This is a genomic window from Coleofasciculus sp. LEGE 07092, from assembly GCF_015207375.1.
Taxonomy (GTDB): Bacteria; Cyanobacteriota; Cyanobacteriia; order Cyanobacteriales; family Coleofasciculaceae; genus LEGE-07092.
Genome location: NZ_JADEWY010000014.1, coordinates 37,959 through 61,118 on the forward strand (window position 1 = coordinate 37,959; position 23,160 = coordinate 61,118).

Annotated in this window: 22 protein-coding genes; 10 read left to right on the top strand and 12 right to left on the bottom strand. The window is 47.3% G+C overall.

Features of this window, described 5'->3' with window-relative positions; genetic code table 11:
* Positions 1-64 precede the first annotated feature (64 nt).
* Positions 65-892, bottom strand: a complete 828-nt coding sequence (locus tag IQ257_RS05555) for a class I tRNA ligase family protein (protein WP_193872622.1) — start codon at positions 890-892, stop codon at positions 65-67.
* A 380-nt stretch (positions 893-1,272) separates the two neighbouring features.
* Here IQ257_RS05555 and IQ257_RS05560 point away from each other — a divergent pair, with 380 nt between their 5' ends.
* A complete protein-coding gene (locus IQ257_RS05560) occupies positions 1,273-2,109 on the top strand; it encodes an alpha/beta fold hydrolase (RefSeq protein WP_193872588.1) in 837 nt (278 codons plus the stop codon).
* Here the strand turns inward: IQ257_RS05560 and IQ257_RS05565 are convergent.
* Entirely contained in the window at positions 2,086-2,871 is a 786-nt protein-coding gene (locus IQ257_RS05565; protein WP_228060442.1) for a COP23 domain-containing protein, read from the bottom strand. The two genes, IQ257_RS05560 and IQ257_RS05565, sit on opposite strands and share 24 nt — an antisense overlap.
* 308 nt (positions 2,872-3,179) lie before the next feature.
* On the opposite strand from IQ257_RS05565, the gene crtR reads away from it, so the two are divergent.
* A complete protein-coding gene (crtR, locus tag IQ257_RS05570) occupies positions 3,180-4,082 on the top strand; it encodes a beta-carotene hydroxylase (RefSeq protein ID WP_193872590.1) in 903 nt (300 codons plus the stop codon).
* 97 nt (positions 4,083-4,179) lie between these two features.
* The gene (locus IQ257_RS05575; protein WP_193872591.1) at positions 4,180-5,025 is read left to right on the top strand and encodes a M20/M25/M40 family metallo-hydrolase; all 846 of its coding nucleotides are present in this window, start codon (positions 4,180-4,182) and stop codon (positions 5,023-5,025) included.
* A gap of 486 nt (positions 5,026-5,511) precedes the next feature.
* On the opposite strand, the gene IQ257_RS05580 is transcribed toward IQ257_RS05575, so the two are convergent.
* The 5 genes from IQ257_RS05580 to IQ257_RS05605 form a co-directional block, all read right to left on the bottom strand.
* A complete protein-coding gene (locus IQ257_RS05580) occupies positions 5,512-6,507 on the bottom strand; it encodes a DnaJ C-terminal domain-containing protein (protein WP_193872592.1) in 996 nt (331 codons plus the stop codon).
* Positions 6,508-6,767: 260 nt separating this feature from the next.
* Complete coding sequence (dnaK, locus tag IQ257_RS05585; RefSeq protein WP_193872593.1) at positions 6,768-8,822, bottom strand: molecular chaperone DnaK; 2,055 nt, start codon at positions 8,820-8,822, stop codon at positions 6,768-6,770.
* A gap of 284 nt (positions 8,823-9,106) precedes the next feature.
* Positions 9,107-9,292, bottom strand: a complete 186-nt coding sequence (locus IQ257_RS05590; protein ID WP_193872594.1) for a tetratricopeptide repeat protein — start codon at positions 9,290-9,292, stop codon at positions 9,107-9,109.
* 294 nt (positions 9,293-9,586) lie between these two features.
* Entirely contained in the window at positions 9,587-10,330 is a 744-nt protein-coding gene (locus tag IQ257_RS05600) for a response regulator transcription factor (protein WP_193872595.1), read from the bottom strand.
* Positions 10,331-10,630: 300 nt separating this feature from the next.
* The gene (locus IQ257_RS05605; RefSeq protein ID WP_193872596.1) at positions 10,631-12,772 is read right to left on the bottom strand and encodes a serine/threonine-protein kinase; all 2,142 of its coding nucleotides are present in this window, start codon (positions 12,770-12,772) and stop codon (positions 10,631-10,633) included.
* A 134-nt stretch (positions 12,773-12,906) separates the two neighbouring features.
* On the opposite strand from IQ257_RS05605, the gene IQ257_RS05610 reads away from it, so the two are divergent.
* From IQ257_RS05610 to queF, 4 genes are all read left to right on the top strand, one after another.
* Entirely contained in the window at positions 12,907-13,470 is a 564-nt protein-coding gene (locus IQ257_RS05610; protein ID WP_193872597.1) for a cold-shock protein, read from the top strand.
* 217 nt (positions 13,471-13,687) lie between these two features.
* Complete coding sequence (locus IQ257_RS05615; protein ID WP_193872598.1) at positions 13,688-14,059, top strand: phasin family protein; 372 nt, start codon at positions 13,688-13,690, stop codon at positions 14,057-14,059.
* 170 nt (positions 14,060-14,229) lie between these two features.
* Positions 14,230-14,604, top strand: coding sequence for a hypothetical protein (locus IQ257_RS05620; RefSeq protein ID WP_193872624.1), 375 nt, complete (start codon positions 14,230-14,232; stop codon positions 14,602-14,604).
* 66 nt (positions 14,605-14,670) lie between these two features.
* A complete protein-coding gene (queF, locus tag IQ257_RS05625; RefSeq protein ID WP_193872623.1) occupies positions 14,671-15,042 on the top strand; it encodes a preQ(1) synthase in 372 nt (123 codons plus the stop codon).
* A gap of 98 nt (positions 15,043-15,140) precedes the next feature.
* On the opposite strand, the gene IQ257_RS05630 is transcribed toward queF, so the two are convergent.
* The 4 genes from IQ257_RS05630 to IQ257_RS05645 all read right to left on the bottom strand — a co-directional run bounded on the left by IQ257_RS05630 (position 15,141) and on the right by IQ257_RS05645 (position 19,498).
* Positions 15,141-16,736, bottom strand: coding sequence for an ArnT family glycosyltransferase (locus tag IQ257_RS05630; protein ID WP_193872599.1), 1,596 nt, complete (start codon positions 16,734-16,736; stop codon positions 15,141-15,143).
* Between the two features lie 264 nt (positions 16,737-17,000).
* Positions 17,001-17,252 carry a hypothetical protein gene (locus IQ257_RS05635; protein ID WP_193872600.1) on the bottom strand — a complete coding sequence of 84 codons (252 nt, stop codon included), beginning with the start codon at positions 17,250-17,252 and terminating at the stop codon, positions 17,001-17,003.
* 161 nt (positions 17,253-17,413) lie between these two features.
* Positions 17,414-19,096, bottom strand: coding sequence for a TM0106 family RecB-like putative nuclease (locus IQ257_RS05640; RefSeq protein WP_193872601.1), 1,683 nt, complete (start codon positions 19,094-19,096; stop codon positions 17,414-17,416).
* A gap of 213 nt (positions 19,097-19,309) precedes the next feature.
* A complete protein-coding gene (locus IQ257_RS05645; protein ID WP_228060445.1) occupies positions 19,310-19,498 on the bottom strand; it encodes a hypothetical protein in 189 nt (62 codons plus the stop codon).
* A gap of 120 nt (positions 19,499-19,618) precedes the next feature.
* On the opposite strand from IQ257_RS05645, the gene IQ257_RS05650 reads away from it, so the two are divergent.
* Positions 19,619-20,005 (top strand): hypothetical protein, encoded by a 387-nt coding sequence (locus IQ257_RS05650; protein ID WP_193872604.1) that lies wholly within the window; start codon positions 19,619-19,621, stop codon positions 20,003-20,005.
* Between the two features lie 65 nt (positions 20,006-20,070).
* A complete protein-coding gene (locus tag IQ257_RS05655) occupies positions 20,071-20,859 on the top strand; it encodes an HAD family hydrolase (RefSeq protein WP_193872605.1) in 789 nt (262 codons plus the stop codon).
* Between the two features lie 25 nt (positions 20,860-20,884).
* On the opposite strand, the gene IQ257_RS05660 is transcribed toward IQ257_RS05655, so the two are convergent.
* Positions 20,885-21,667, bottom strand: a complete 783-nt coding sequence (locus tag IQ257_RS05660) for a DUF1206 domain-containing protein (protein ID WP_193872607.1) — start codon at positions 21,665-21,667, stop codon at positions 20,885-20,887.
* Between the two features lie 250 nt (positions 21,668-21,917).
* Here IQ257_RS05660 and IQ257_RS05665 point away from each other — a divergent pair, with 250 nt between their 5' ends.
* A complete protein-coding gene (locus IQ257_RS05665; protein ID WP_193872608.1) occupies positions 21,918-23,111 on the top strand; it encodes a DNA double-strand break repair nuclease NurA in 1,194 nt (397 codons plus the stop codon).
* Positions 23,112-23,160 lie beyond the last annotated feature (49 nt).

Here is a 23,160-nt window from a genome sequence, read left to right on the forward strand (position 1 = left end):
CGGTTTTTTATGTTAAAAACGGTAGATGCCTCCTTTTTCCACAATTTCCACCTTGGGTAACCCGTCAGTTAATCTCGTGTGGAAGGCGACGGAACAAGCTTAAGCTTGACTCCAATCGCGAAAAAACAGGTTTTGGCGTATCCAAGCTCTGCTTAGAGGGAAAAATCCCCCATAGAGCGTGAGTCGGATAGGTTGCTGAATTTTTAATGAGAGCTTTTTCGTAAATGTCAATTGGATAGCCTAGCTTTTGGTAAATAGCGGTGCTGATATTGGCAATAATCGGTGAGAGTAGATAAGCTGCTAGTCTAACTGATTCCCAGATTGTGTACAATACCTGATCGACGGATTGCTGTTTCCCTTGCTTATAGGAGTTCCAGAGTACTTGGTCGTCCAAAAACTTGTTACAAGCTTCTGTCCGGATCAATATCTGGCAGCAACCTTTACTAAAAGTTGGGGCTTTGTCAGCTTTCGCAATCCACTCCCTCAATTTTAGACGGATGGCATTGGGAGAGTGCTCCCCTAAAATTGCTTGAGTTGGGATAGCCGACACTGAAGCCCTACAGTATTTGTTCGCTTTATCCAATATTCCCTTGAGCCAGTTTCCGCGATCGCCTACAAGATCAGTATTCACACTATTATTAAAACGAATTTCGCGAAAGCCCCCATCTTGGCTCAACTTTGTCCCATTGAGGAAGTCGTAGCAAATCGCCTCAGTACCATAACCCTCGATCAACTCCTCTAGATTGAGGGTTTTATCGAGAATTTTTCTCATTTTCTGACTATATTCCGTTAGGAAGCCATGACCGCATACTTGTGCGACAATTGTAAGCTCTTCTGAACCTAGCATGACAGACCCGCAAACAGTATGAAATTGCAGAATATCTTTATTAATGAGAACACCCTCCCGCCAATTCGCTTTTAAATTCTAGTGTACGGCTACGAGTACCAACTCTCGTCGATAAATCTACTCGGCTTTACTTAGCATTTTTAGCAGAAAACGTATCAATTACTACAAAGAATTCCATAACCTTACTCAAGGTTGTTTAAAAAAATTGAAATAACTCTAAAAAAGATATTAATTCTCAATATTGGGGATCGCGGCTGCTTTATCTGAGATGCATTGAGAGCCGTCAGTCCCTGAAGCAGTTTGTCAAACCCGTAAATAGCTAAGTATCGTAAAGAAAGATTAACTAGGGCGAGGATCGTTGCAACCTAGGATTTGGTGCGCAAACAATCTCGTTTGATACTTCGCGATTGAATGGAACGATAATAATGGTACGAATAACGAGTCATCCTTGTCTTCTGACACCGGGAGAACTAAAACCCGAGTCTCCCTTGTTCGTATTTTTACCGGGGATGGATGGAACGGGTCAGTTGTTGCGATCGCAGACCCAAGGCTTAACCCAAGCATTTGATGTTCGATGCTTGGCAATTCCTCCCGACGATCTCAACCACTGGGATGACCTCACCGACGAGGTGATACACCTCATTGAAGCAGAATTGACCGAGCGCCCTTCTCGTTCAGTGTATCTGTGTGGGGAGTCCTTTGGGGGCTGTTTGGCGCTAAAGGTCGCACTGAGAGCTTCTCATCTGTTTGACCGAATTATTCTGAGCAATCCAGCAACCTCCTTCAGTCAGCAACCTTGGTTCCTGTGGGGATCACCGTTGATTAGCTGGCTACCAGGCAATTTTTACAGCCTATCCGCTTTAGGATTTTTACCCTTTTTAGCCTCACTAGACAAGCTAGCCCCGAGCGATCGCCGCGCCCTTTTAGATGCCATGCGCTCTGTGCCTGCAAAAACCGCGAATTGGCGCTTGTCGATGTTGAAGGAGTTTAATGTTGACGAAGGGCAACTCGAACGCTTGACTCAACCCATCTTGGTTATAGCCAGTGCTGCTGATCGGTTATGGTCTTCATTACCAGAAGCCAAGTACCTGGTTGAATGCCTACCCAACGCCAAGATGTTGGTATTACCTCACTCAGGTCATGCCTGCTTGCTAGAAGCAGCCGTAAACCTCTTTGAGATTCTCAACGACCATGATTTCTTAGATTCTTCTGTTTTTGCACGAGCAACAGCAACCAGTTCAACGGAAATTATTGGGGTCTAAGCGACGATTAGAACGCACCCGGCTTCCCCCACGCAACTGGGTACCTGTGCCACCGTCGGCTGGGTCTAAAAACGGTCGTAGGTTAATGCTATCGGCGGAACGCCCAATCGGGGTTTTGCCCATTCCCAAAGCAGATAGCCCCTCATTTAACACTTGATTCACTAACTCGGAACTCCTACCCCCTTCTACAAACGTTGCTACCGCATCGGTTTGCTCACCGCTATCGGCAACGGTTAAGTTTTCAAACACAAGGTCGCGGGTTTGCTGGGGATCTTGACCGGGAGGCACGGTCAGCACAATTTGACAGGCAGAATTTTTCTGGGTGGTGACACAGATGATATCGTAATTGTTTTCGACACCCGTTTGCATTTCTAGCAAGCCATCCGAGCGGTAAAATTCTAGACGCCTGCTGATCTCGTTACAGCGCCGTTCTGCTGACCAGCCACCGCCCATAGCACTGGGAGTTGCCCAAGGATAAGTTTGACCGGGTTGGCTTTCAGGATGGTACATCACACTATACTCCCCATCCACGAATTGGCAGGTAAACCGAGGAGCATCGGAGTCATTGGCTTCAGATTGAGTATCTTGAGCTAATGTAGTTTTAGGGGATAGCTGGGATTGGACATCAGTGGATGTTTGGGAGCCGTTTGCGGCAAAGGCGCTATTGCCTGTTAAGAAAATTGCAGTACTGGCTGACAAACCAAGGGTTTTAATTAATAAAGACATTCGCTCTGATTTGGGAGTATACTGCGAGAATCTCATAGAATCCATCCTTCAGTATTTAATTGGGATTGCGGCTACCAGGGTTTAGCTCGATAAAGCAGAGTGATCGCCGTTGGGGGTTGGCAGACGGTCGGGGGTAATTTAACCCGTAGACGGAAGCATTGGGATAGTGGTTCCCCATTTACCCTGATTCTATTACCACAAAAAGCTGACTTTAAAAAGATTGCCTGTTGATATTAATCAGTTTGCTGATGTTTGATTAAATGGGTTAATGTCAACAAATCTTTATCATGTCGTTAAGAAGCTTTATACTACCAAAGGATACTAGATAAGGAGCAAAGACAACGATGTCGGAGGCCACAAAGCCGCTGACAGTACCCAGAGAGTTTCTGGGTCCTCCCGATGACTTTAATCTAACTTTACTAATGTTCATAGTAGCGATCGCCTTGATCGTTTTCTCAACCTGTGGATATTGGTTGTGGGATTGGTACGAGCCGTTCTGCTTTGGCATTAACGTCTTGGCATTGCACATGGCAGGAACGGTTATTCACGATGCTTCTCACAATGTCGCTCACAAAAATCGCATAGCAAATGCGCTGATGGGTCATGGGAGTGCGCTGATGTTGGGCTTTGCCTTCCCAGTATTCACGCGAGTCCACATGCAGCACCATGCCAATGTTAACGACCCCGAAAACGACCCGGATCACTTTGTTTCAACGGGGGGTCCTCTATGGCTAATTGCCGCTCGTTTTTTTTATCACGAGATTTTTTTCTTTAAGCGTCGGTTGTGGCGCAAGTACGAGCTGTTGGAATGGTTCTTAAGTCGCTTATTTGTGGCAAGCATCATCTATCTGGCTTGTCAGTACGACTTTTTGGGCTACATCATGAATTTTTGGTTTGTACCAGCATTAGTGGTGGGTCTAGCCTTGGGCTTGTTTTTTGACTATCTGCCCCATCGCCCATTTAAAGAACGCGATCGCTGGAAAAATGCCAGAGTTTATCCGAGTCCCATTCTCAATATTATGATTATGGGGCAAAACTACCACCTGATTCACCATCTGTGGCCCTCCATTCCCTGGTACAAATATCAGCCAGCCTATCGCGCAACCAAGCCTCTTTTAGAAGAAAAAGGCTGTCACCAATCTCTGGGACTGCTAAAGGGCAAAGATTTCCTGAGTTTTGTTTATGACATCTTTCTGGGAATCCGCTTTCATCACAAACCGTCGAAAAAGGAAGTAAAAGAGGTTTAATTCGGTTGTGGATAATCCCCTAAGGACATCTACTATGTAAGGAGGAATAGAGCGATCGCGTTACCCGCACACCGCACACTAGTCGGAGGAGTTGACCTTGGAGCTAAAGGAACGCTTACACGAACACCTGACTCAAGTGGTGCGCGATCGCGATCCTTATCTGGCAACGGCTGGGCATTTTTACGTCCAGCAATACATCCGCCAACAGCTAGAACAGTGGGGCACAGTAGAAACCTACGAGTTCCAAGTGCGGGGAAAAACTCATTTCAATCTAATCCTTAATTTACCTCCCTTCAATGGGAATAAGGCAGAATTACCGCCGATTTTGATAGGTGCTCATTACGACGCCGTACCTGGAACCCCTGGTGCTGATGATAATGCCACGGGCGTTGCTGTACTGCTGGAATTGGCAAAAGCCTTTGCTACCCAACCGCTCAGACATCCCATTCGACTGGTTGCCTTTGATATGGAAGAATACGGGATGCTGGGAAGTTCGGAATATGCTGCCTACTTACAGCAACAACAGCAACCCCTGCGCTTGATGCTTTCTTTAGAAATGCTGGGCTATTGCGATTCAACCCCCAATTCACAACGCTATCCACCGGGACTGAAATACATTTACCCCAATCGCGGCAATTTTATCGGTTTGATTGGTAATTTATCCACAATCCCCGACATGATACGCCTTAATCGCAGTATTCGGAACGTGGGAATTCCTAGTGAGTGGTTGCCTGTACCGAATCGAGGGGTAATGATTCGCGCTACCCGCCTGAGTGATCATTCTCCCTTCTGGGATCGGGGTTATCGGGCAATGATGGTAACGGACACGGCGTTTATGCGGAATCCTCACTACCATCAGCCGAGCGATCGCATTAATACCCTTGACTTAGATTTTCTCACGGGTGTCTGTCGTGGCTTAATAACTGGTATTCAAAATTTCTGATGTCAAGAGATTTTACCAAATCCCCCTGCTAATCCAAAGGGAGGAGTATCCCGTGCAGTTTGTTTCAATCCCTGATAGGGATTAAGTGGAGTTTAAACATTGGTGAGTGGTTCTTTGCGCTGCCTTTAAAAAGTTTCAATCCCTGATAGGGATTAAGTGGAGTTTAAACCGCAGGCATCCAGAACCCTTGCTGTATTCAGTTTTCAAGGTGCATTGGTGACAGACTCCCCCTATAATAGCATTCCAGAGCCAAAGCTTGACAAGAGTAAATTTAAAAATAGCCTGAAATCTATTCATAGCAAAGCTTTCAGAAGCCGTGACACCCTCCTTTAAAAGGCAAAAGCTGCAAACCCTTGTGGAATAAGGAATGCAGCCCCAAAAATCAATCCCCTTCAGAAAACACCTACCGATTGTCACCTTAAGCCCCAAAATCAGAATTGGCTGAGTTACGGCAAGACTGGGATGCTTGATTAGCTCAACTACTACCTAAACTGGCAAACTCCGTCTCGGATTAAAATTCTCAACCTCTCGTAGCTTTTCGTAGAGTTCTCTCGCTTGCGGATTTGGATCTTTGGGAACCACAATTTGAAGTTCCACTAACTGATCACCTCGTACCCCATCAATCGGGTAGCCTTTACCAGCAAGGCGCAGTCGCTGACCTGACCGGACTCCTGAGGGAACATTCATTTTTACCCTACCATCGAGAGTCGGCACTTCTATCCGTCCTCCCAATACAGCTTCCGCTGGCGTCACGGGTAGCTGACAAACAATATCAGACCTGTCTACCTGAAAGAAGGGATGGGGTGCCACGGTAATAATTAAAAAGAGATTACCGCCTGCAATGCCCTGACCTTTGAGCCGAACTCGCTGTCCCGTCACCATACCCGGAGGCAACTCTACTTCTATCGATCGCCCATCTTCCAAGCGAATCCGCTCGAACCCCCCTTCATAGGCTTTTTCTAACGGCAGCGTCAGCCGCGCTTCCACGTCTTTGGGAGTGGGACGGGCGTTAACGGTGTAAGCAGTTTTGCTCGTTCCCGGTCGGAAGGAATCCGATGAGCTAACCCGAACGCCCGTGCGTTCAGTAGTGGTGGCTGTACGAGGTGGACGGCGTCCAAGAAGTTGCTCAACAAAGTTGTTAAAATCGCCAAACTGACTGTAATCAACTTCCTCGGTATAGGTGCGACTTGTGCCGTTACGACTGAATGCAGTTCTGGCTGTGCTTGCTTTGGGGGCTTTACGATTAAATCCTTTCTTCTTCCAAAACTGACTAAACTGATCATACTGCGATCGCCGGGTGGGGTCAGAAAGTACCTCGTTCGCCTCGTTGATATCCTTAAATTTTTCCTCAGCGGTTTTATCTTCGGGATTCACATCCGGGTGATACTTCCGCGCTAGCCGCCGAAACGCCTTCTTAATTTCCTCACCGGTTGCATCTGCGGGGATTCCTAAAATCTCGTAATAATTCCGAAAGTTTTGCATTGTCGTTCGTCATGGGTCATGGGTCATGGGTCATGGGTCATGGGTCATTAGTCATCATGAGCTGTCACTCACAACGAAGTCATGAAAACTACTCTCCCCTGAACCTTTTGTGTATTTCCTCTTCCTATTCTCAAAACAGTCTCTCATGGGCGATTGCTCATAACGAAGGATCAAAATCCTAATGCCCTGTTCCCCACTCCCTATTTCAAAACCGATGTTAGTGAAAGACAAATGACTCATGACGCACGACTACTGACTCCTTAGAACCAGTCATCATCCTCTTCATCCCAATCATTCTCTAAAGGAGCAGGACGCGATCGCTTGCGAGTGTATCCACCCGTCCCAACACCGTAGTCGTAGGGTTGATAGGGATCGCGGCGGGTATCCCGCTCCCGCTCCGGCTCTCGATACTGATACTGATACCGATCCCGCTCTCGTTCATCCTCTCCAGAGAAGGCGCGGCGAATGGAACCAAAAAAGTCATCATCTTCTTCGTCAGAGTAGGCTAGTTGCACCTCGCGCTTGAGTTCGTAGAGAACATCTTGAAGGTCGGATTGGGCGCGGTCGATGGCACGGTCATCGTTGCGGGCGATCGCTTGACGGAGTTCCTGTACCAAGGCTTCAATTTTCCGTCGATAACCGCTTGCAAACTGGCTACCAAAATCCAGCGTCACCTCTTTAAGTTGCCGTTCCGCGTCATTAGCGATAGTGTCAGCTCGATTGCGCTTTTCTACCCGTTCCCGCTGTTGTCGGTCTTCCTGGGCAAATTCTTCGGCTTCCCGAATCATCTGCTGAACTTGGGATTCACTCAAGGTAGACGCCCCTTGAATCATCACACTTTGTTCCCGACCGGTAGTTTTATCAAGCGCCGTCACCTGCAAAATACCGTTGGCATCAATATCAAATGCCACCTGCACTTGAGGAACTCCTCGCGGCGCTGGGGGAATACCCGTTAGTTTAAACCGCCCTAGAGACTTATTATCCGCAGCCATTTCCCGTTCCCCTTGCAGGACGTGAACTTCTACCAGCGTCTGATTGTTTTCAGCGGTAGAGAAGATATCCGATCGCCTGACTGGGATGGTAGTGTTGCGGGGAATCAGCTTTTTCATCACCCCACCAATGGTTTCCAGTCCCAAGGACAGGGGTGTTACATCTAAAAGCAGGACATCCTTCACTTCATTACTGAGGATTCCCGCCTGAATTGCCGCCCCCACTGCCACAACTTCATCGGGATTCACGTTTTGATTCGGCTCTTTATCAATAAAGCTGCGTACTAGTTGCTGCACCAGGGGAATGCGGGTAGAACCTCCCACTAATACCACTTCATCGATTTGCACGGGTGTTAAGCCTGCATCTTTGAGGGCGCGTTTGAGGGGACGGCGCAAGCGACTGACCAATTCTCCGCACAGTCCCTCGAACTGGGGGCGGGTGAGTCGGCTTTCTAGATGCTTGGGTCCATCCTCGGTTGCGGTGATAAAGGGTAAGTTAATATCGGTGACTCCTACCCCTGAAAGCTCAATTTTGGCTTTTTCTGACGCTTCCATCAGTCGCTGTAGTGCCTGACGATCGCGTCGCAAATCCACGCCCTCAGATTCTAAAAACTGTTCGGCTAGCCAGTCAACGATTTTGCGATCGAAATCATTGCCTCCGAGTTGGGTATCACCGCTGGTAGATTTAACTTCAAATACGCCCTCCCCGACTTCCAGGATCGAGACATCAAAGGTGCCGCCTCCCAAGTCAAAAACGAGAATTGTTTGGCTCTCTTGGCGATCTAAGCCATAGGCTAAGGCTGCGGCTGTGGGTTCGTTGAGAATGCGCAGAACCTCTAACCCCGCAATTCGTCCTGCATCTCGCGTCGCTTGTCGTTGTGAATCATTAAAGTAAGCGGGGACGGTAATCACTGCCCCCGTCACATCTTCCCCCAAGTAGCGAGTGGCTTCATCGGCTAACTTCCGCAAAACCATCGCCGAAACTTCTTCGGGGGCAAATTCCTTCTTCAGGCGGGGACAGCGAATTTTAATGTTGCCCGCCTCATCGCGGCGAACGGTGTAAGCAACTCGCTTGGATTCTGGATTGAGTTCGGTGTACTTGCGCCCAATGAATCGTTTGACCCCATAAAAGGTATTTTGGGGATTGAGTACCCCTTGGCGGCGTGCCATTTGTCCGACGAGACGTTCCCCATCCTTGCTGAAACCAACCACGGAAGGGGTTGTCCGCATACCTTCTGAATTGGCAATTACCACCGGCTTGCCGCCCTCCATGACCGCTACCACGGAGTTTGTTGTCCCTAGGTCAATGCCGACTACCTTGCCCATCCGTGTTTTTATCTCCTCTCGCTGTTGGTGCCAACTTACTCAACGATTTCATTTATCCCATGTACTGCTGACAATAGGGTTCCTGATTGGTCGCGATTTTTCTAAAGTTTAATCGCAAATGACGCCTCTATTGTCAGTTGCTCTAATAAGCTGTACGTTTCTGTGTTGCTGACCCTATTGTATCGTTACAGTCCTCTGCCCTACAGGTGGGGAGGCAGAGGGGCTGGGGAGAAGAGTAAAGCTCAAAAATCTTCGTTTCTCCGCGTCAGTCTCAACCCGTCAACTTAAGGTTGACAGCCCACTAGGTTGCGGTAAACTTCTCCAATATTGTTGAGCATCCTATCTTCTCCTGCCTTGTCACCAATTTCAGTGGCAATGGTTAGGGCTTGTTGATAATTTTCCAACGCTTGTAGGTACTGTCCCAGGTTGCCGTAAGCTAAAGCAATACTGATGAGAACAACTGCTTCCACTTACATACCAGTATCAAAAAGTCATGTCATACTTAAACTAAAAGAAAAAATGGATAAATAAGCATGACTTGACCGGAGTAGCAAGCGGCTATACGACCGATAGAGATGTAGCAGCCGCACAAGTAGTCTGCATTCGTGGACTTGCAGCCGTGGGACACACGGTAAAAATGCTTTCTGAGGGTAAATTCACCGAAATCCCCGCGAAGAAAGAATCCTCACCCCTTTAGGCGTGAGGAGTGCCAATTTTCATTGCGCTACCAGCTTTCGTGCAATGTGGCAATTTGCCATTTCCTTCTACTGGGCAGCGGAGGAGTTTACCTCGGTGGCTAATTCCTCATTCGTGGGTAATTCCAGGCAGTATCCTGCACCGTACACCGTTTTGATGTATCTGGGATGGCGGGGATCAGGTTCTAGCTTAGTTCTTAGGTGGCGGATATGTACGCGGATGGTTTCGATATCATCATCAGGATCGTAACCCCAAACTTCTTTGAGAATTTCACTGGGAGAAACTGTTTGACCGTGGCGCTGAAGCAAGCAGTGCAGGAGTTCAAACTCCAGATGAGTGAGTTTAACCGTCTTCTCGAACCAAATGGTTTCAAACCGTTCGGGAATTAGTGTCAAAGGACCATAGTTGAGAATTTCCGAATGCTTGGCTGCTTGAGGAATGCGGTCAGTGCGGCGCAGTAAGGCTCGCACCCGTGCCAGCATTTCTTCCAATTCAAAGGGTTTGGTCAGGTAATCATCAGCACCGGCATTAAAGCCTTCTACTTTATCTTGAGTTTGCCCCAAGGCTGTCAACATCAGTACCGGAATTTCAGCAGTACGCTGATCCCGCCGCAGCCGTTGGCATACGGTGAAGCCATCAACTTTGGGCAGCATCAAGTCAAGCATAATCAGGTCTGGCTGGATTTGCAGCGCTAGTGCCTGACCCTTGATACCATCGGATGCTTGACTAACATCATAACCAGCCATCTCCAGATTGATGGAGACTAATTCTGAAATTGCAGGATCGTCGTCGATTACGAGAATGCGAGGCATCACTAAGGAGTTTTCGCTGATGGTGTTTGTTACTGTTCTATAAGAACTGTTAGCAGAGGATAAGAATCCTGTACTGATTATAAGGGGTGAATATAAACTTCTTCTGAAGAAAATCGGGATTTGCTGACTTTTGAACGGTAATCAGGTATTATTTAGAGGCATCTTGGTACGTTTACTCTAATGTAACCGAATGTAACCGAAGTTACCATTCTTTGACCAAAAAAAATACAGGGGTTCAGGAGTTCAGAATTCTTGTAAACTTTTAGCTGACTGCCTTAAAGCAGCTTATAGGGGCAGTTATCACCAATCTTGGTCTTTTGGTGGCTTTTCAGCCTTTTCCGATTCTTCAGGCTTTTTGGCAGATTTTTCCTCTTCTGCCCGCTTGCGTTCGGCATCTAGCAGGCTCTGTGCCTGGTTTTTTGCCTCCTTCGCTTCTCGGTAATCTGGCTTGTAGCGCAAGGCTTTGTCATAGGAGTCGATGGCTTGGGGGTATTGGTTGAGGTTGAACAGAGCATTGCCGCGACTGTACAACGCTTCGTAGTGACTGGGTTTGATGCTAATGGCTCGATTGTAAGACGCGATCGCATCTTGGTATCGTTTTAAGATATAGAGGATGTTGCCTCGGTTGTACCAAGCTGGGTCAGAATTAGACTTTAACTGAGTTGCTTTATCGTAAGAGTTCAGCGCTTCGTCGTAACGCTGCAACTGGTGCAGCGCCCAACCACGACCGTACCAGGCTTCGTAATCGTTCGGCTGGTATTTAATGGCTTGGTCAAAAGAGGCTATAGCATCTTGATATTGTTTTAAGTTATTTAAAGCACTACCCCGACTGTACCAAGCCCGGAAAAAGTTAGGCTGGAACTGAACGGCTTGGTCGTAAGAGTCCACCGCTTCTTTGTACTTTTGTAAATTGATAAAGGCGTTGCCGCGCTGATACCAGGCTGGGGAATAGTCGGGTTTGTATTCTAGGGTTTTATCGTAGGATTTGACAGCATCTTCGTACTGGCGCAGATTGTGCAAAGCCCAGCCACGCTGATACCAAGCTGGGGAATAGTCGGGTTGGATGTCTAAGGCTTGGTCAAAGGACGCGATCGCGGCAGAATATCTCTGTAACTTAATCTGTACATTGCCCCGACTTTCCCAAGCGTCCAAATCGTCGGGTTCAGTTTTCAAGGCAGTATCAAAGGCATTGATAGCTTCTTCGTACCGTTGCAACAAATCAAATGCCTTGCCTCGACCTTTCCAAGCTGCTACATAATCTGGCTGGATTTGAATGGCTTTGTCATAAGCATCAAGGGCATCTTCATAACGCTTTAACGCCAAAAAGGTATCCCCTTGACCCTGCCAAGCTTCAGTATAGTCCGGTCGGATTTCCACAGCTCGATTGTAAGCCTGAAGCGCATCATCATACCGCTTTAACTGAATCAGCGTTTCACCTCGGTTGTACAAATCGGTAGCGTTGGCAGAGTTAATCCAATTGACGGTAAAAACGGTTGCCGTCCCGACTAAACCCACCGCACCGATGGCAATTAAAACCTTGTAAAGAACAGGTTTGATGGGTTTGGGTCGAGTAACGGCAGGTTTTGGAGGTAAGGCAACGGTGGCGTTGGTTGTTTGGGTTAAATCCTTGAGGGCTTGTAAAGCGGCATCGGCTGAGGGGTAACGCTCGCGGAAGTCGTAGCGTATCATTTTGTCTAAGACTTTAGCGAATTGGGGGCTAACTGATGCCCGATCCCGCCAGGTAATTTCACCCATATCCGGGTCAGTTGGCAGTTCATTAGGCTCTAAACCCGTCAGGGCAGTAATTCCCACCATGCCTACCGCATAGATATCACTACTCAATCGGGGATTGCCGTTGGCTTGTTCGCTGGGACGATAGCCAGGAGTGCCAATTGCGACGGTAAAATTTGTCTGTTTTCCCTGCTGCACTTGGGTACTCACTTGTTTGACGGCACCAAAATCAATCAAAATCAACTTGCCGTCTGACTTGCGCCTGATGATATTGCGGGGATTAATATCGCGGTGGATGACGTTATGTTGGTGAACGTAGTCGAGAATTTCCAAGATGTCCTGCAATAAGGAGATTACTTGGTCTTCGCTGAGGCGTTTTCCGGGTGTTAGTTCGTGACTGAGGTCATCCCCTTCAATGAATTCTTGTACTAAATAAAATTCCTGATTTTCCTCAAAATACGCAAAAAGCTGGGGAATTTGTTCGTGGTGTCCCAACTGAAGCAACATTTTCGCTTCTGTCTCAAATAGACGCCGCGCTGTTTGCAAGGTGAAGGGGTCGGTGGCTTGCGGTTTTAGTTGCTTGACGACACAATAATGGTCGCCCGGTAAATGCTGGTCTTGGGCAACAAAGGTCGTCCCAAACCCGCCTTGTCCGAGTTGACGGATGATTTTGTAGCGTCCACCGATTATTTGTCCGAGACCCGAGTTCATGGGGGTTTACCGAAAGAATGCAGGCATTGCCATGATGACATACTCGATTTTTGCACAGAACTTTAGAAGATTCCGGATAGTGACGGGGGAGATAAGCCCAGACTAGAATTGGGTTAAGGCTTAAACCCTATGACATGAATCCACAAAAATATAGAGGTATTCTGACAAAATGGAAGGATGAGAGAGGTTTCGGTTTCATAAAACCCGATACTGGAACGCGAGAGGTTTTCCTTCATATCACTGTGCTTAAGGGAGCAGGTCGCCGTCCGAGAGTTGGAGATGCTATTTATTATGAGCTAACAACTGAAGCCAATGGAAAAGTTCGTGCCTCTAATGCTTCAATTGAAGGAGTTGCATCTAGCTCTGTGCCGAAAAAGCTAAAAAAGAAGAGCTTTGGGTTAATTCCAACGGTTATCACGGTTTCTGTCCTGGCTATTATTGCTCTTTTCGAGAAATTTACTGGTAGCAATTCTCCCTCTCTAGTTACATCTGTCAATTCTCCTCCTCTAATTACATCCGTTCCAAGACCAGGATGTAACATCAAAGGCAATATCTCTATTGAAACGGGAAACAAAATTTATCACGTTCCAGGAGCAGAGGATTACGAATCCACAATCATTGATCCGATCAAGGGAGAGAGATGGTTTTGTACAGAATCAGAAGCGATAGACAATGGATGGCGTAAAGCACCTAGGTGAAGCCAGCCTCTAACACTACACCAGGCAACTAGTTCAGGTTTCAGGTGAAATCACTAACCCGCTCAATATCGCCCCTACTCTCCTGCCTGAAAAGAGGTGGTTACTTTCCTTTTGCTATGCTGCACTGGAAGTCTGCCTCAGAAAAGTAGGCATCTTTCCCACTTCATCTCGTATCCTGGAAGAGGGTAGTTGCGTAGTTCTCGGAGCATCCGTTGTCATGGCTGGTTTTGGAAATCTTGTTCAAAAAGCGTTTTACCTCGGCGTCGGTTTAGCATCCTATGCTAATGAAAAAGCTGGGGGAGCATTGACAGAACTACGGGTTCAAGCGCAAAAGCTAGCCGATGAACTTGTAGAACGGGGCGAGATCACAACCGAGGAAGCTCGCAAAATGGTTGATGATATGGTGAAACAGGCTCAAACGCAAACCGTTCAACCCTCTCAGGAAAACTCTACACCTAGAGAACCGCGCCCTATCGAAATTATCTCGGACGATGAAGAGCCGACTTCGACGAAAGAGGAGAATGTCGAGGCTATGCGTCAACAAGTGCAAGCGATGCAAGATGAACTGCGTCGGCTCAAGCGTGAGTAAGTCATTGGGTTTAAGATTGAAACTCAACGTAAGCAGACTGGTGAAGGGCTGCTATCTTGGACTAGACTAGTGAATTACCGCGATCGCTCCAGCTAGCATGGCTGTTGGGTTGGTTCATCTCCCCAGAGCGATCGCTCGATAATCATCAGTTGTTTATTAAAGTTCCAATTATGGAAGAGTGGTCGAAAACTCTATTTGAAACCCTCGACTCATTCGCTGATAGAGTTGATGAGTTTTTCATGGAGATCAATGAAGTCGTTGAAGACTGGACTGAGGAATGGCATCATACGGTTGGCGTAGAAATCGATAAGTGCTTAGAGGATGTATTTGAGCCTATTATTGAAATTTATTTTGAGTTTGAAGATATCACAGGCGAAACCGACCAGCTATTTACTTATCCGGTAGAACCAACCCCAGAGCAAAATACAGCTTGTATAGGGTGTCACCATTACCACGGTCAAGTCTACGGCGGTAATTTGTTAGTCTGCGGTATGCATCCCTACGGTTGGGATGGTGAAAATTGTCCGGACTGGGAATCTAATTAGATCAAGCTATTTATGAGTCACCCTTCTATTGAGCAATCCCCATCCTCAGAAAGTCAAAAACCTCAGATGAAATACGGCGAACGGGAAATCGCTGAGGGCAAATTAATCACGTTTCCCAATCCCCGTGTTGGGCGTCGCTACGATATCAACATCACCTTGCCAGAATTTACTTGCAAGTGTCCGTTCTCCGGTTATCCGGATTTTGCCACGATTTACGTGACCTATGTTCCTAACGAGAAAGTCGTGGAACTCAAGGCGCTGAAACTTTATATCAACAGCTACCGCGATCGCTATATTTCTCACGAAGAATCTGTCAATCAAATTTTAGACGACTTTGTGGATGCCTGCGACCCCTTAGAGGTAACGATTAAAGGCGACTTTACCCCACGGGGTAATGTTCACACGGTTATAGAAGTGCGGCATCAAAAAGACGTTTAACTTGTACCAGTTAGGACAGGCAAGATGCCTATCCTACGGGGGTTTTAAGAATAACCTGGACTTAGGCATTCGCCTCTCCAAATTCTGGGGAACTCAATTTACTCCCCCCCAATCAAAGTAAAGCCTCCAGCCGTACCTAAGGCTACGCGATCGCTCAGTTGTAATGTTGTCAAAGTCGAGTCATCCAGAAGCAAGTAAGCCGGAGTTGAACTCAACTCTTGCAATGTTTGGGTGTCTTGGGGGATGATTTGGCGATCGCTATAAAAGTCTAAACTGGGACGCCTGTAGGCAAACGAGGTATAAATAGCGGTTCCAGGTGCTGTCTGCGATCGAATTAAAGCCGCGACTGGTTTCACTGGGAAGGCTTCATTTAACTCCCAAACCCACGATTGAGATAGCATCAACAATGTCAGCGCCACGTACATTCCCCCCAGCAAAATCGGGATAAACATTCGATTGTGCTGATAGACGTGCCATGCTGCCCAACCCATTGTCAACGCCACAACTATACCCATGACGATTAAAACGGCTTGCGGATCGGCTAAGACAAAGTAAACGCATCCTCCCAATGCTGCAACTGCAATAAATCCCAAAATTCCGACTAGAATTCGCGGATAATTCTTGTTATTTTTCCAAAAATATGCTAGGTTAGCGCCGACGGCGAGAGCAAAAAAGGGATACAAGGGCATGATGTACCAAGGTAGTTTGGTACTCATGACTGAAATGGCTCCCAGATACCCAACCGTACCAATCAGCACCAGTTTTCCCCAGGTTTTCTGGCGGTTCTGCCAAGCTAAAAGCAATCCTCCAAACCAGAACAGCAACCACGGAAACGTATATTTGAGTAATTCTAATAAATAGTACCAGGGAGAGCCGCTATTCCCTTCAACGGATTTTGAAATGCGGTTCAACCCTTGAGATTGAAAATGCACTTGCCAAAAGGTTACCCCGTAATAGTGCCACTGGGCAAGATACCAGGCAAGGATAGGTACACCACCCAAAAGAATACCGAGCCAAAAAAATGATGAATGATGAATGGGTAAAAGATTCTTATTGTCTGAGAATCCCAGTTGTCTGTCTGCTAGGAGAAATAAAAGAGCGATCGCACTCAGCAATATCACTAAGATTCCTTTTGTGAAACCAATCAATCCCAAGCTAATGCCGATACCCACCGCCCAGCGCCGATCCTGACGGGCATTGAGCAAACACAACAGCAGCAGCAGAAAAAACGTTACCACCGTACCATCTAGCATTGCTAGACGCCCGTGACGTACTACTGGCAGCAGGGTTAAGTAAACCCCAGCGCTAAAAATAGCAGGTAGGCGTTGGTTAAATAGTTTTCGCCCTACCCCATAAAGCAGGGGAACGCCACAAGCGGAGAAGAAGGCTACTGGCAAGCGAGTTGTAAATTCTCCAACACCGCCTAATTTGTAACTCAGGGCAATCAACCAATCCATTAAGGGGGGTTTGAGGAGATAGGGTTCTCCTTGAAGAGTAGGATAAAGCCAATTACCTGTGCGGTAAATTTCTCTCGCAATAAGGGCGCGAGTACCTTCATCCCAGTCGCGTAGGGGTACGTTTCCGAGAGAAATGCCCCATAGGAAAAGAGCGGCGAGGAAAAAGGCGAAGAACCATTGCGTTTCTCTACGCGAGCGATCGCTAGCGGCAGAATTGGGTGATAGTAGCTTAAGCACTAACTGACTGCATAGAACAACTCAGCTTTAAAACCTTAGCAAAAAAGGTTTTGGGTAGACAGCTTATTTTGTAAAAATTTTTCAGGCGGTTTTCTAGTATTCCCTATTCCCTATTCCCGACAATCCGTAGTATGACACTGGAGGATGCAAAAGGTGGGTAAAAGGCAATTCCATTAAAATACCCCCAGTCTAGGAGCTAGGGGTTTTAATTGAATCTTAAACATTTATGAAGAGAAAAAATTATCTTCTCTTAGGTAGATGAATTTAGCGTTTTCTGGTATCTGAAAGACTCACGAATTGCAAAGCTGTTTTGCGGAAGGGATAAAACCGCTCACTAGCGAGAATGAGCAGAAAAATCAATAGTTGAATGGGCCACGGTGCTGTAGCAAAACCGAAAATTAAGCAAAAAATAGCGCTGCCTACGGCAAGAACGCGGGAAACCTCGTGAGACACTCGCAGAGACAACCAGATGCTACCAATTGCGCTTACCAAAAGAATGAGGAACGTGGGAAGCATAGGGATTACCTCTTAAAAGTTCATCGAGGGCTTCCGCTAGTTTAAATAACTGAGAAAGCCCCCGTACTACTAGGCTAACACTGACCTATAAGGAAAACTTGTAATATAGATAACTATTTTCGATTTATTCAGAAATCTTTGCATAACTTTGCATTGTACGGTTACAAGGGACTATGCTCTTGCAAAAAACTAAATAACCAGTCTTTGAGGTGGTAGGTAGCGCGGCAATCATCTTCGTTGTAGCGTTGGATGGCATCCAGGAAAGAGCGATCGCCCGTTTTCAACCACTGATTGTATAAGCAGACGCATTGAGAACCCGTAATCCCAGCGTCACGCCACTCAAAGCCTAGCCACCGAGCTAAATTTTTAAGGGAATAGCTTTCTACCGGCAACATAACCGTATTCACAACTCGCTGGTGCATATCGACAAAACGAGAAAGCAGGGGTTCGAGAAGTTCGAGGGGTGTGTTGTAAAGTTTGGCTAAACGCTTGACTGTTTCCACTTCGTAGTCAGAAAAATGGAAGATGGGCGCATCGGGGTACAGCCCAACTAAATCTAAAAATTGCTGCCAGATGGAGGCTTCCTCCTGGGGGTGTTTTGCCAGGAAAGGATAAAACATTTCAGTATTCGCAGAGCGATCAATCACCAAGATACCCAGCAAATAGTCTAGTTTTAGGTCAGGTTCTGCCTCAATATCAAAGAAAAGCTCGACAGAAGCGGTGGGGATGGTGTCAGTATAGTCAAACAATGGGGATAGCTGATCATTAGTAGGCTCCTGAGTTGAACTCACTGAACAGCCGTTCTCTGAAATAGCTGAGAGGGGTTCGAGGGGAGGTGTTTTTACAGGAACATTACGCCTTTGCCGTAGAATGGCTCGATTCTGTAGAGTTGCTTGCGCTTGCTGCACCAAATCGTCGGCGATTTGATCACCAAAGAGGAATTCTAGAGTCCTAATTGGGGTTTCGGCAAGGGCTTCTAGGGTTTTGATGCCCAGTGACTGTAAATCTCGGTAGCGGTTGGGGGTAACGCCCGGTAACAAAGAAAGGTGCTGCTGAGATTGAGCGATCGCATAACAGCTACTATACCAATGACAGAGACTGCATTTCTGACGGGAGATAAATACCTCTGGCTCTTGGTGTTGCTGCAAGATTTCGATACAGTTCCCTAATTCCTCCTGCATCAGGGGCAGCCATTTTTCTAACTTAACCGCATAACTCTCTTGACGGCGCAAAATTAACCAGGCAATCGTCGGTAGAACCCTCTGGTTAATTGCCAAGAGTTGGGCATCAAGGGCGGCGATGAGTTGGTATTCTGCCTTGGGACGCTTGCCAAACTTAATACGCAGGGGAACGTACATCCAATCCCCAAACTCAGACTCTCCTGGCTCTTTGATTAACAAGTCAGGACAGCTTACTAAGGTTATGTCCTTAGCTTCGTGTACTAGTAGCACGCCTTGATAAATGCAGTCCGTTCCCTGCTGCATCAATTCTACGGTGGCTCTAGCTCCTGCTCCCCAATCATTTCTGGGGTAATTGGGTGAGCGGAGATTTTCAAGATTAATGCCTGGAGGTAATACTGACTGTAACGAATGGCTTACTTCTTGGCGATGGGTCGGTTGAGGTTCTGCCATCCCCAACTGTAACGAATGGCTTACTTCTTGGCAATGGGTTGGTTGAGGTTCTGCCATCCCCAACACCGTTTGCTTATGGGCAAAGCTATCCTGCCGCAGTTTCAGCAGAAAGTCTTGCGGAGCATCTTGTTGAGTGGGATCGCCGTAACGATCCAGAAACGCCCGACGCCGACAGCGTTTGTAATACAGCAGCAGTTCATCTGTCAGCAGCATGGTTTCAATCCAGGAGTCATCCAACTATTTAAAGACGGATACCCACAAAGGTTTGCAATAACCTGCTGGCGGGAATGATGGAGCTTTCTCATCAACCATTATCTGTTCGAGACGACTAAATGCGGCTTGGGACGCTACTGTTCAAAACGACTTAGCCCCTACAGATAAGTTAACTAAATTTTCAACAAATCGTTCAATTCGCTCTTGGCTGTCTCACTCAAGCCACTTTGCAGAGCGTCTACTGGCGCTGGTGCTAAAACCCTTTTGATGGGACGGGTAGAAAACGTGTTCAAATTCCCTGACAGCAAAGATTAACAGCGCTAATGCCATCAGGAGATGAGTGTCCCGATTTTCGATGAAAAAGCGATCGCTTTCAAACTGACACACCCATGACTTGCTCACGCTCCGTGGCATCTACAGTCGAGTCGTAGGCAGATTGAGCAACCCCTTCACCCAACCCTTTCCGATAATCGGTTTTATCTGAAGGTTTGTCGTAGTGTGTTATTCTAGGAAGCTTTTACCATGAACGTGAACGGAAAAACCGAACCCTTCCTTATTCAAACGGCTGATAGCCACCCCGCTCCGGAAACTTTGCCAGAAACCAATGCACAACTCCTAACCGAGCAGTTGCTAGAGGAACTACACAAGGCAAGCCATTGGCAAAGGCAAACCCTTGCCGAAGCTGCCAAAGAACTTCAGGAACTTCTGAAGCGACTTGAGGAAACTAACCCAACCGCAACCGAGGCACAGCAAAAAGCATTTGTGACGGAGGCGATTACTCCCCCTTGTAAAGAACGATTCCTAAATGCTTTACAAGCCGGTTGGCGGGAAGCGATCGCAGAATTTTTGGATAATTCCTATCTGAAAGTGGGAATTGCCACCCTTGAGGCGTGGAAGCACGCTGATTAAGATCTAGAGCAAGCGCGATCGCCTCCGCGTGCGATGATAGACAGCGAGATTAAATCTCTAGTGCTATGCCAACCGATACCCCCACGATTCTGTCCCTCGACTTTGACGGTGTGCTCTGTGACGGACTCCTTGAATACTTTCAAACCTCCTGGCGCACCTACTGTCAAATCTGGCAACCCGACAACCAAACCCCACCCCCTCACCTAGAACTCAGCTTCTGTCGCCTGCGACCGGTTATCGAAAGCGGTTGGGAAATGCCCGTCTTACTTCGAGCCTTGATTCTGGGAGTGTCAGACACTAATATTTTGCAAAATTGGTCAGCCGTTGTTCAAGAACTTTCAGAATCAGAACACTTGCAATCCGCCGAACTCGGCAAGCGCGTAGACACTGTTCGAGATGAGTGGATTGCTACTGATTTAGAGGGTTGGCTGAAACTACACCGCTTCTATCCCGGTGTAATTGAACGAGTGCAGAAAACATTAGAAACGTCCACACAGCTATTCATCGTCACAACTAAAGAAGGGCGCTTCGTCCAGCAACTTTTACAACAACAAGGCGTTCAACTATCTCAAGATAGAATTATTGGCAAAGAAATCAAGCGTCCCAAACCTCAAACTTTGCGACAACTTCTAGAAGAATCTGCCCGTGAATCTATAACTCTTTGGTTTGTTGAAGATCGACTCCAAACCCTCCTCTCTGTAGAACAGCAAACTGACCTCAAAGATGTGAGACTTTACTTGGCAGATTGGGGCTACAATACCCAAGCACACCGCGAATTTGCTACAAATCATTCCAGAATTCAGCTATTGTCCCTTTCTCAATTTTCCCGAGATTTTGCCGATTGGTCGGTATAGTAAAAAGAGGTTGTAGGCAACATCTCTACTGCGTCTTAATCCGGCGATATTGCGCCTGAACAAACATATGAATTCCGTAGGCAATTAAACCAATCGCCATAATTCCTAGCAGCCAGGGACCGTAAGGCTGACTTGCCAGGGTTTGCAGAACTCCATCGATTCCTCGCACTTCGCTAGCATCGTACTGGCGTGCAGCTTGAATCACGAAAAAACCAGTGATTATAAAAACAATACCCCGTGCTGTCAAGCCAATTCTACCCGCATAGGTTGCCACGGTTTCTTCCTTATCACTCATCTCGTGCAACTTTAGCTTCTTCCGGAATTTGGCTTTATAGGCTTTATAGAATTCGTAGAAACCGTAACCGATAATCAAGGCTCCCACCGCGCCAAGCAACCACTGACCAAACGGTTGAGCGAGTAGGCGTGCTACCCACGTTTGTTTAGAAGTGCCACCGCCAGTATTTGCACCAATGATGATCTGAATGGCAGTAAAGGCTAGACTCGCATAAATCAAACCGCTAATCGCGTAACCAATACGTTTTACAATATCGTCAGCATCATGACCTTTATGTTCAGGGTCTTGAATGGCTTGTACAAAACGCCAAACCACATACCCAATCAAACCAAAGGCTAGCAATCCTAACAACAATTGTCCAAAGGGCTGCTGGGCAATCGTTGTCAAAACGCCTTTGCTATCCGTGGTTTTGCCTCCGCTCCCGAATGCCGCTTGCACCGCCAGCCAACCAATAATCGCATAGACGATCCCCTTAGCGGTATATCCAAACCTAGCTAATCTTTCTATCCACATAATTTTCCCTTTGGAGGCATATCAGCAACCAATCCCGTCACTCCCTTTCTGGGAAAGGTGACTGCATTGGGTGGTTCTCTGTTTTACCTCATTTCTAAAAATTTATGAAATTAATGTTAGCGTTATTGATTGATTTATATATCTATCTGAGTACTTAATTTTAATAATGAGTTTTTTCCTTTGATTGGTTTATGCTGAGTTGAAGATTTGTTCCTCAAGGACTGCCCCACCCAACTTACCTGCGCATCAAATGCTGGATTTAACGAAACTGGCAAAACAAATTCCCGGCATCAGCCAGCACCTGAGAGGGGAAGCGGCTGCGAGTCGCCAACGCTTGGAACTAGCAAACAGACTGCTATTTCAAACCCAGGCACGCTGCGAAGAACTAGTCGCATTTCAACAGCAATGGCGCGATCGCATGATTTTTACCGCCGCCACCCCCGTTGAACCCCTAGACACCCGCCTAGATTTGAATTCTCCCCCAGACAGCCACACCGTTTTCGCCACCGATGGGTCACAAATTTCCCCATCTCACCACGAAATTGCCTACTGTTACCTGATTAATGTGGGTCGGGTAATGCTGCACTACGGGCAAAGTTTGCACCCCCTACTCGATAACCTACCTGAAGTGTTTTACCGACCGGAAGACTTGTATGTTTCGCGGCAGTGGGGGATTCGCACCGAGGAATGGATGGGGTATCGCCGCACGGCGTCTGAAGTGTCTATGTTGGCAGAAATGGCGTGTCGTTGGGTCAATCCCCCCGGTGCTCACTTTGGCATCCCTAATCTGGCAATGGTAGATGGTTCGCTGATTTACTGGTTTCTCGAATCCTTACCCACCGAGGCACGCGATCGCATTCTACCCCCGATTCTAGAGGCTTGGGAGCAGCTACGCGCCGTTAACGTACCCCTGATGGGCTATCTGAGTGCCTCCCGCAGTGGCGAAGCCTTAAACTTTCTGCGGTTGCAAGCTTGCCCTCACGAAGTCCCCGACTGCACGACCTATTGCGCTCACCTCACCGATAAGCTACCCTGTCAGGTAATTGACCCCTTGCGCGATGCACTGGTATGGGCAAGCTTGCTGCAACCCGGACAGCGTGGTCCTTTATTTCGCAGTTCCGCCCGCATTCTAGACTTGTACAGCGAACACCGCATCTATTTCTGCTACGTTCATGTGGGAACCGAAATTGCCCGTGTGGAAGTCCCCGAATGGGTAGCGCAAAATTCCACCTTGTTCGACCAAGCCTTGAGTTTAATGCTAGCCCAGGTTTATAAAGGGTATGGCTATCCAGTGGCACTGGCAGAGGCGCACAATCAAGCTGTCGTGCGCGGTGGCGATCGCATCCGCTTTTTTGCCCTCTTGGAACAGCAGATGATTCGTGCGGGTTTAAGAAATGTGGGAACATCCTACAAAGAAGCCCGCAAGCGCGGCAGTATCTCTTAATAGGGAATAGGGAATAGGCTTCGCCGTGAGCGTCAGCCGAACGGGAATA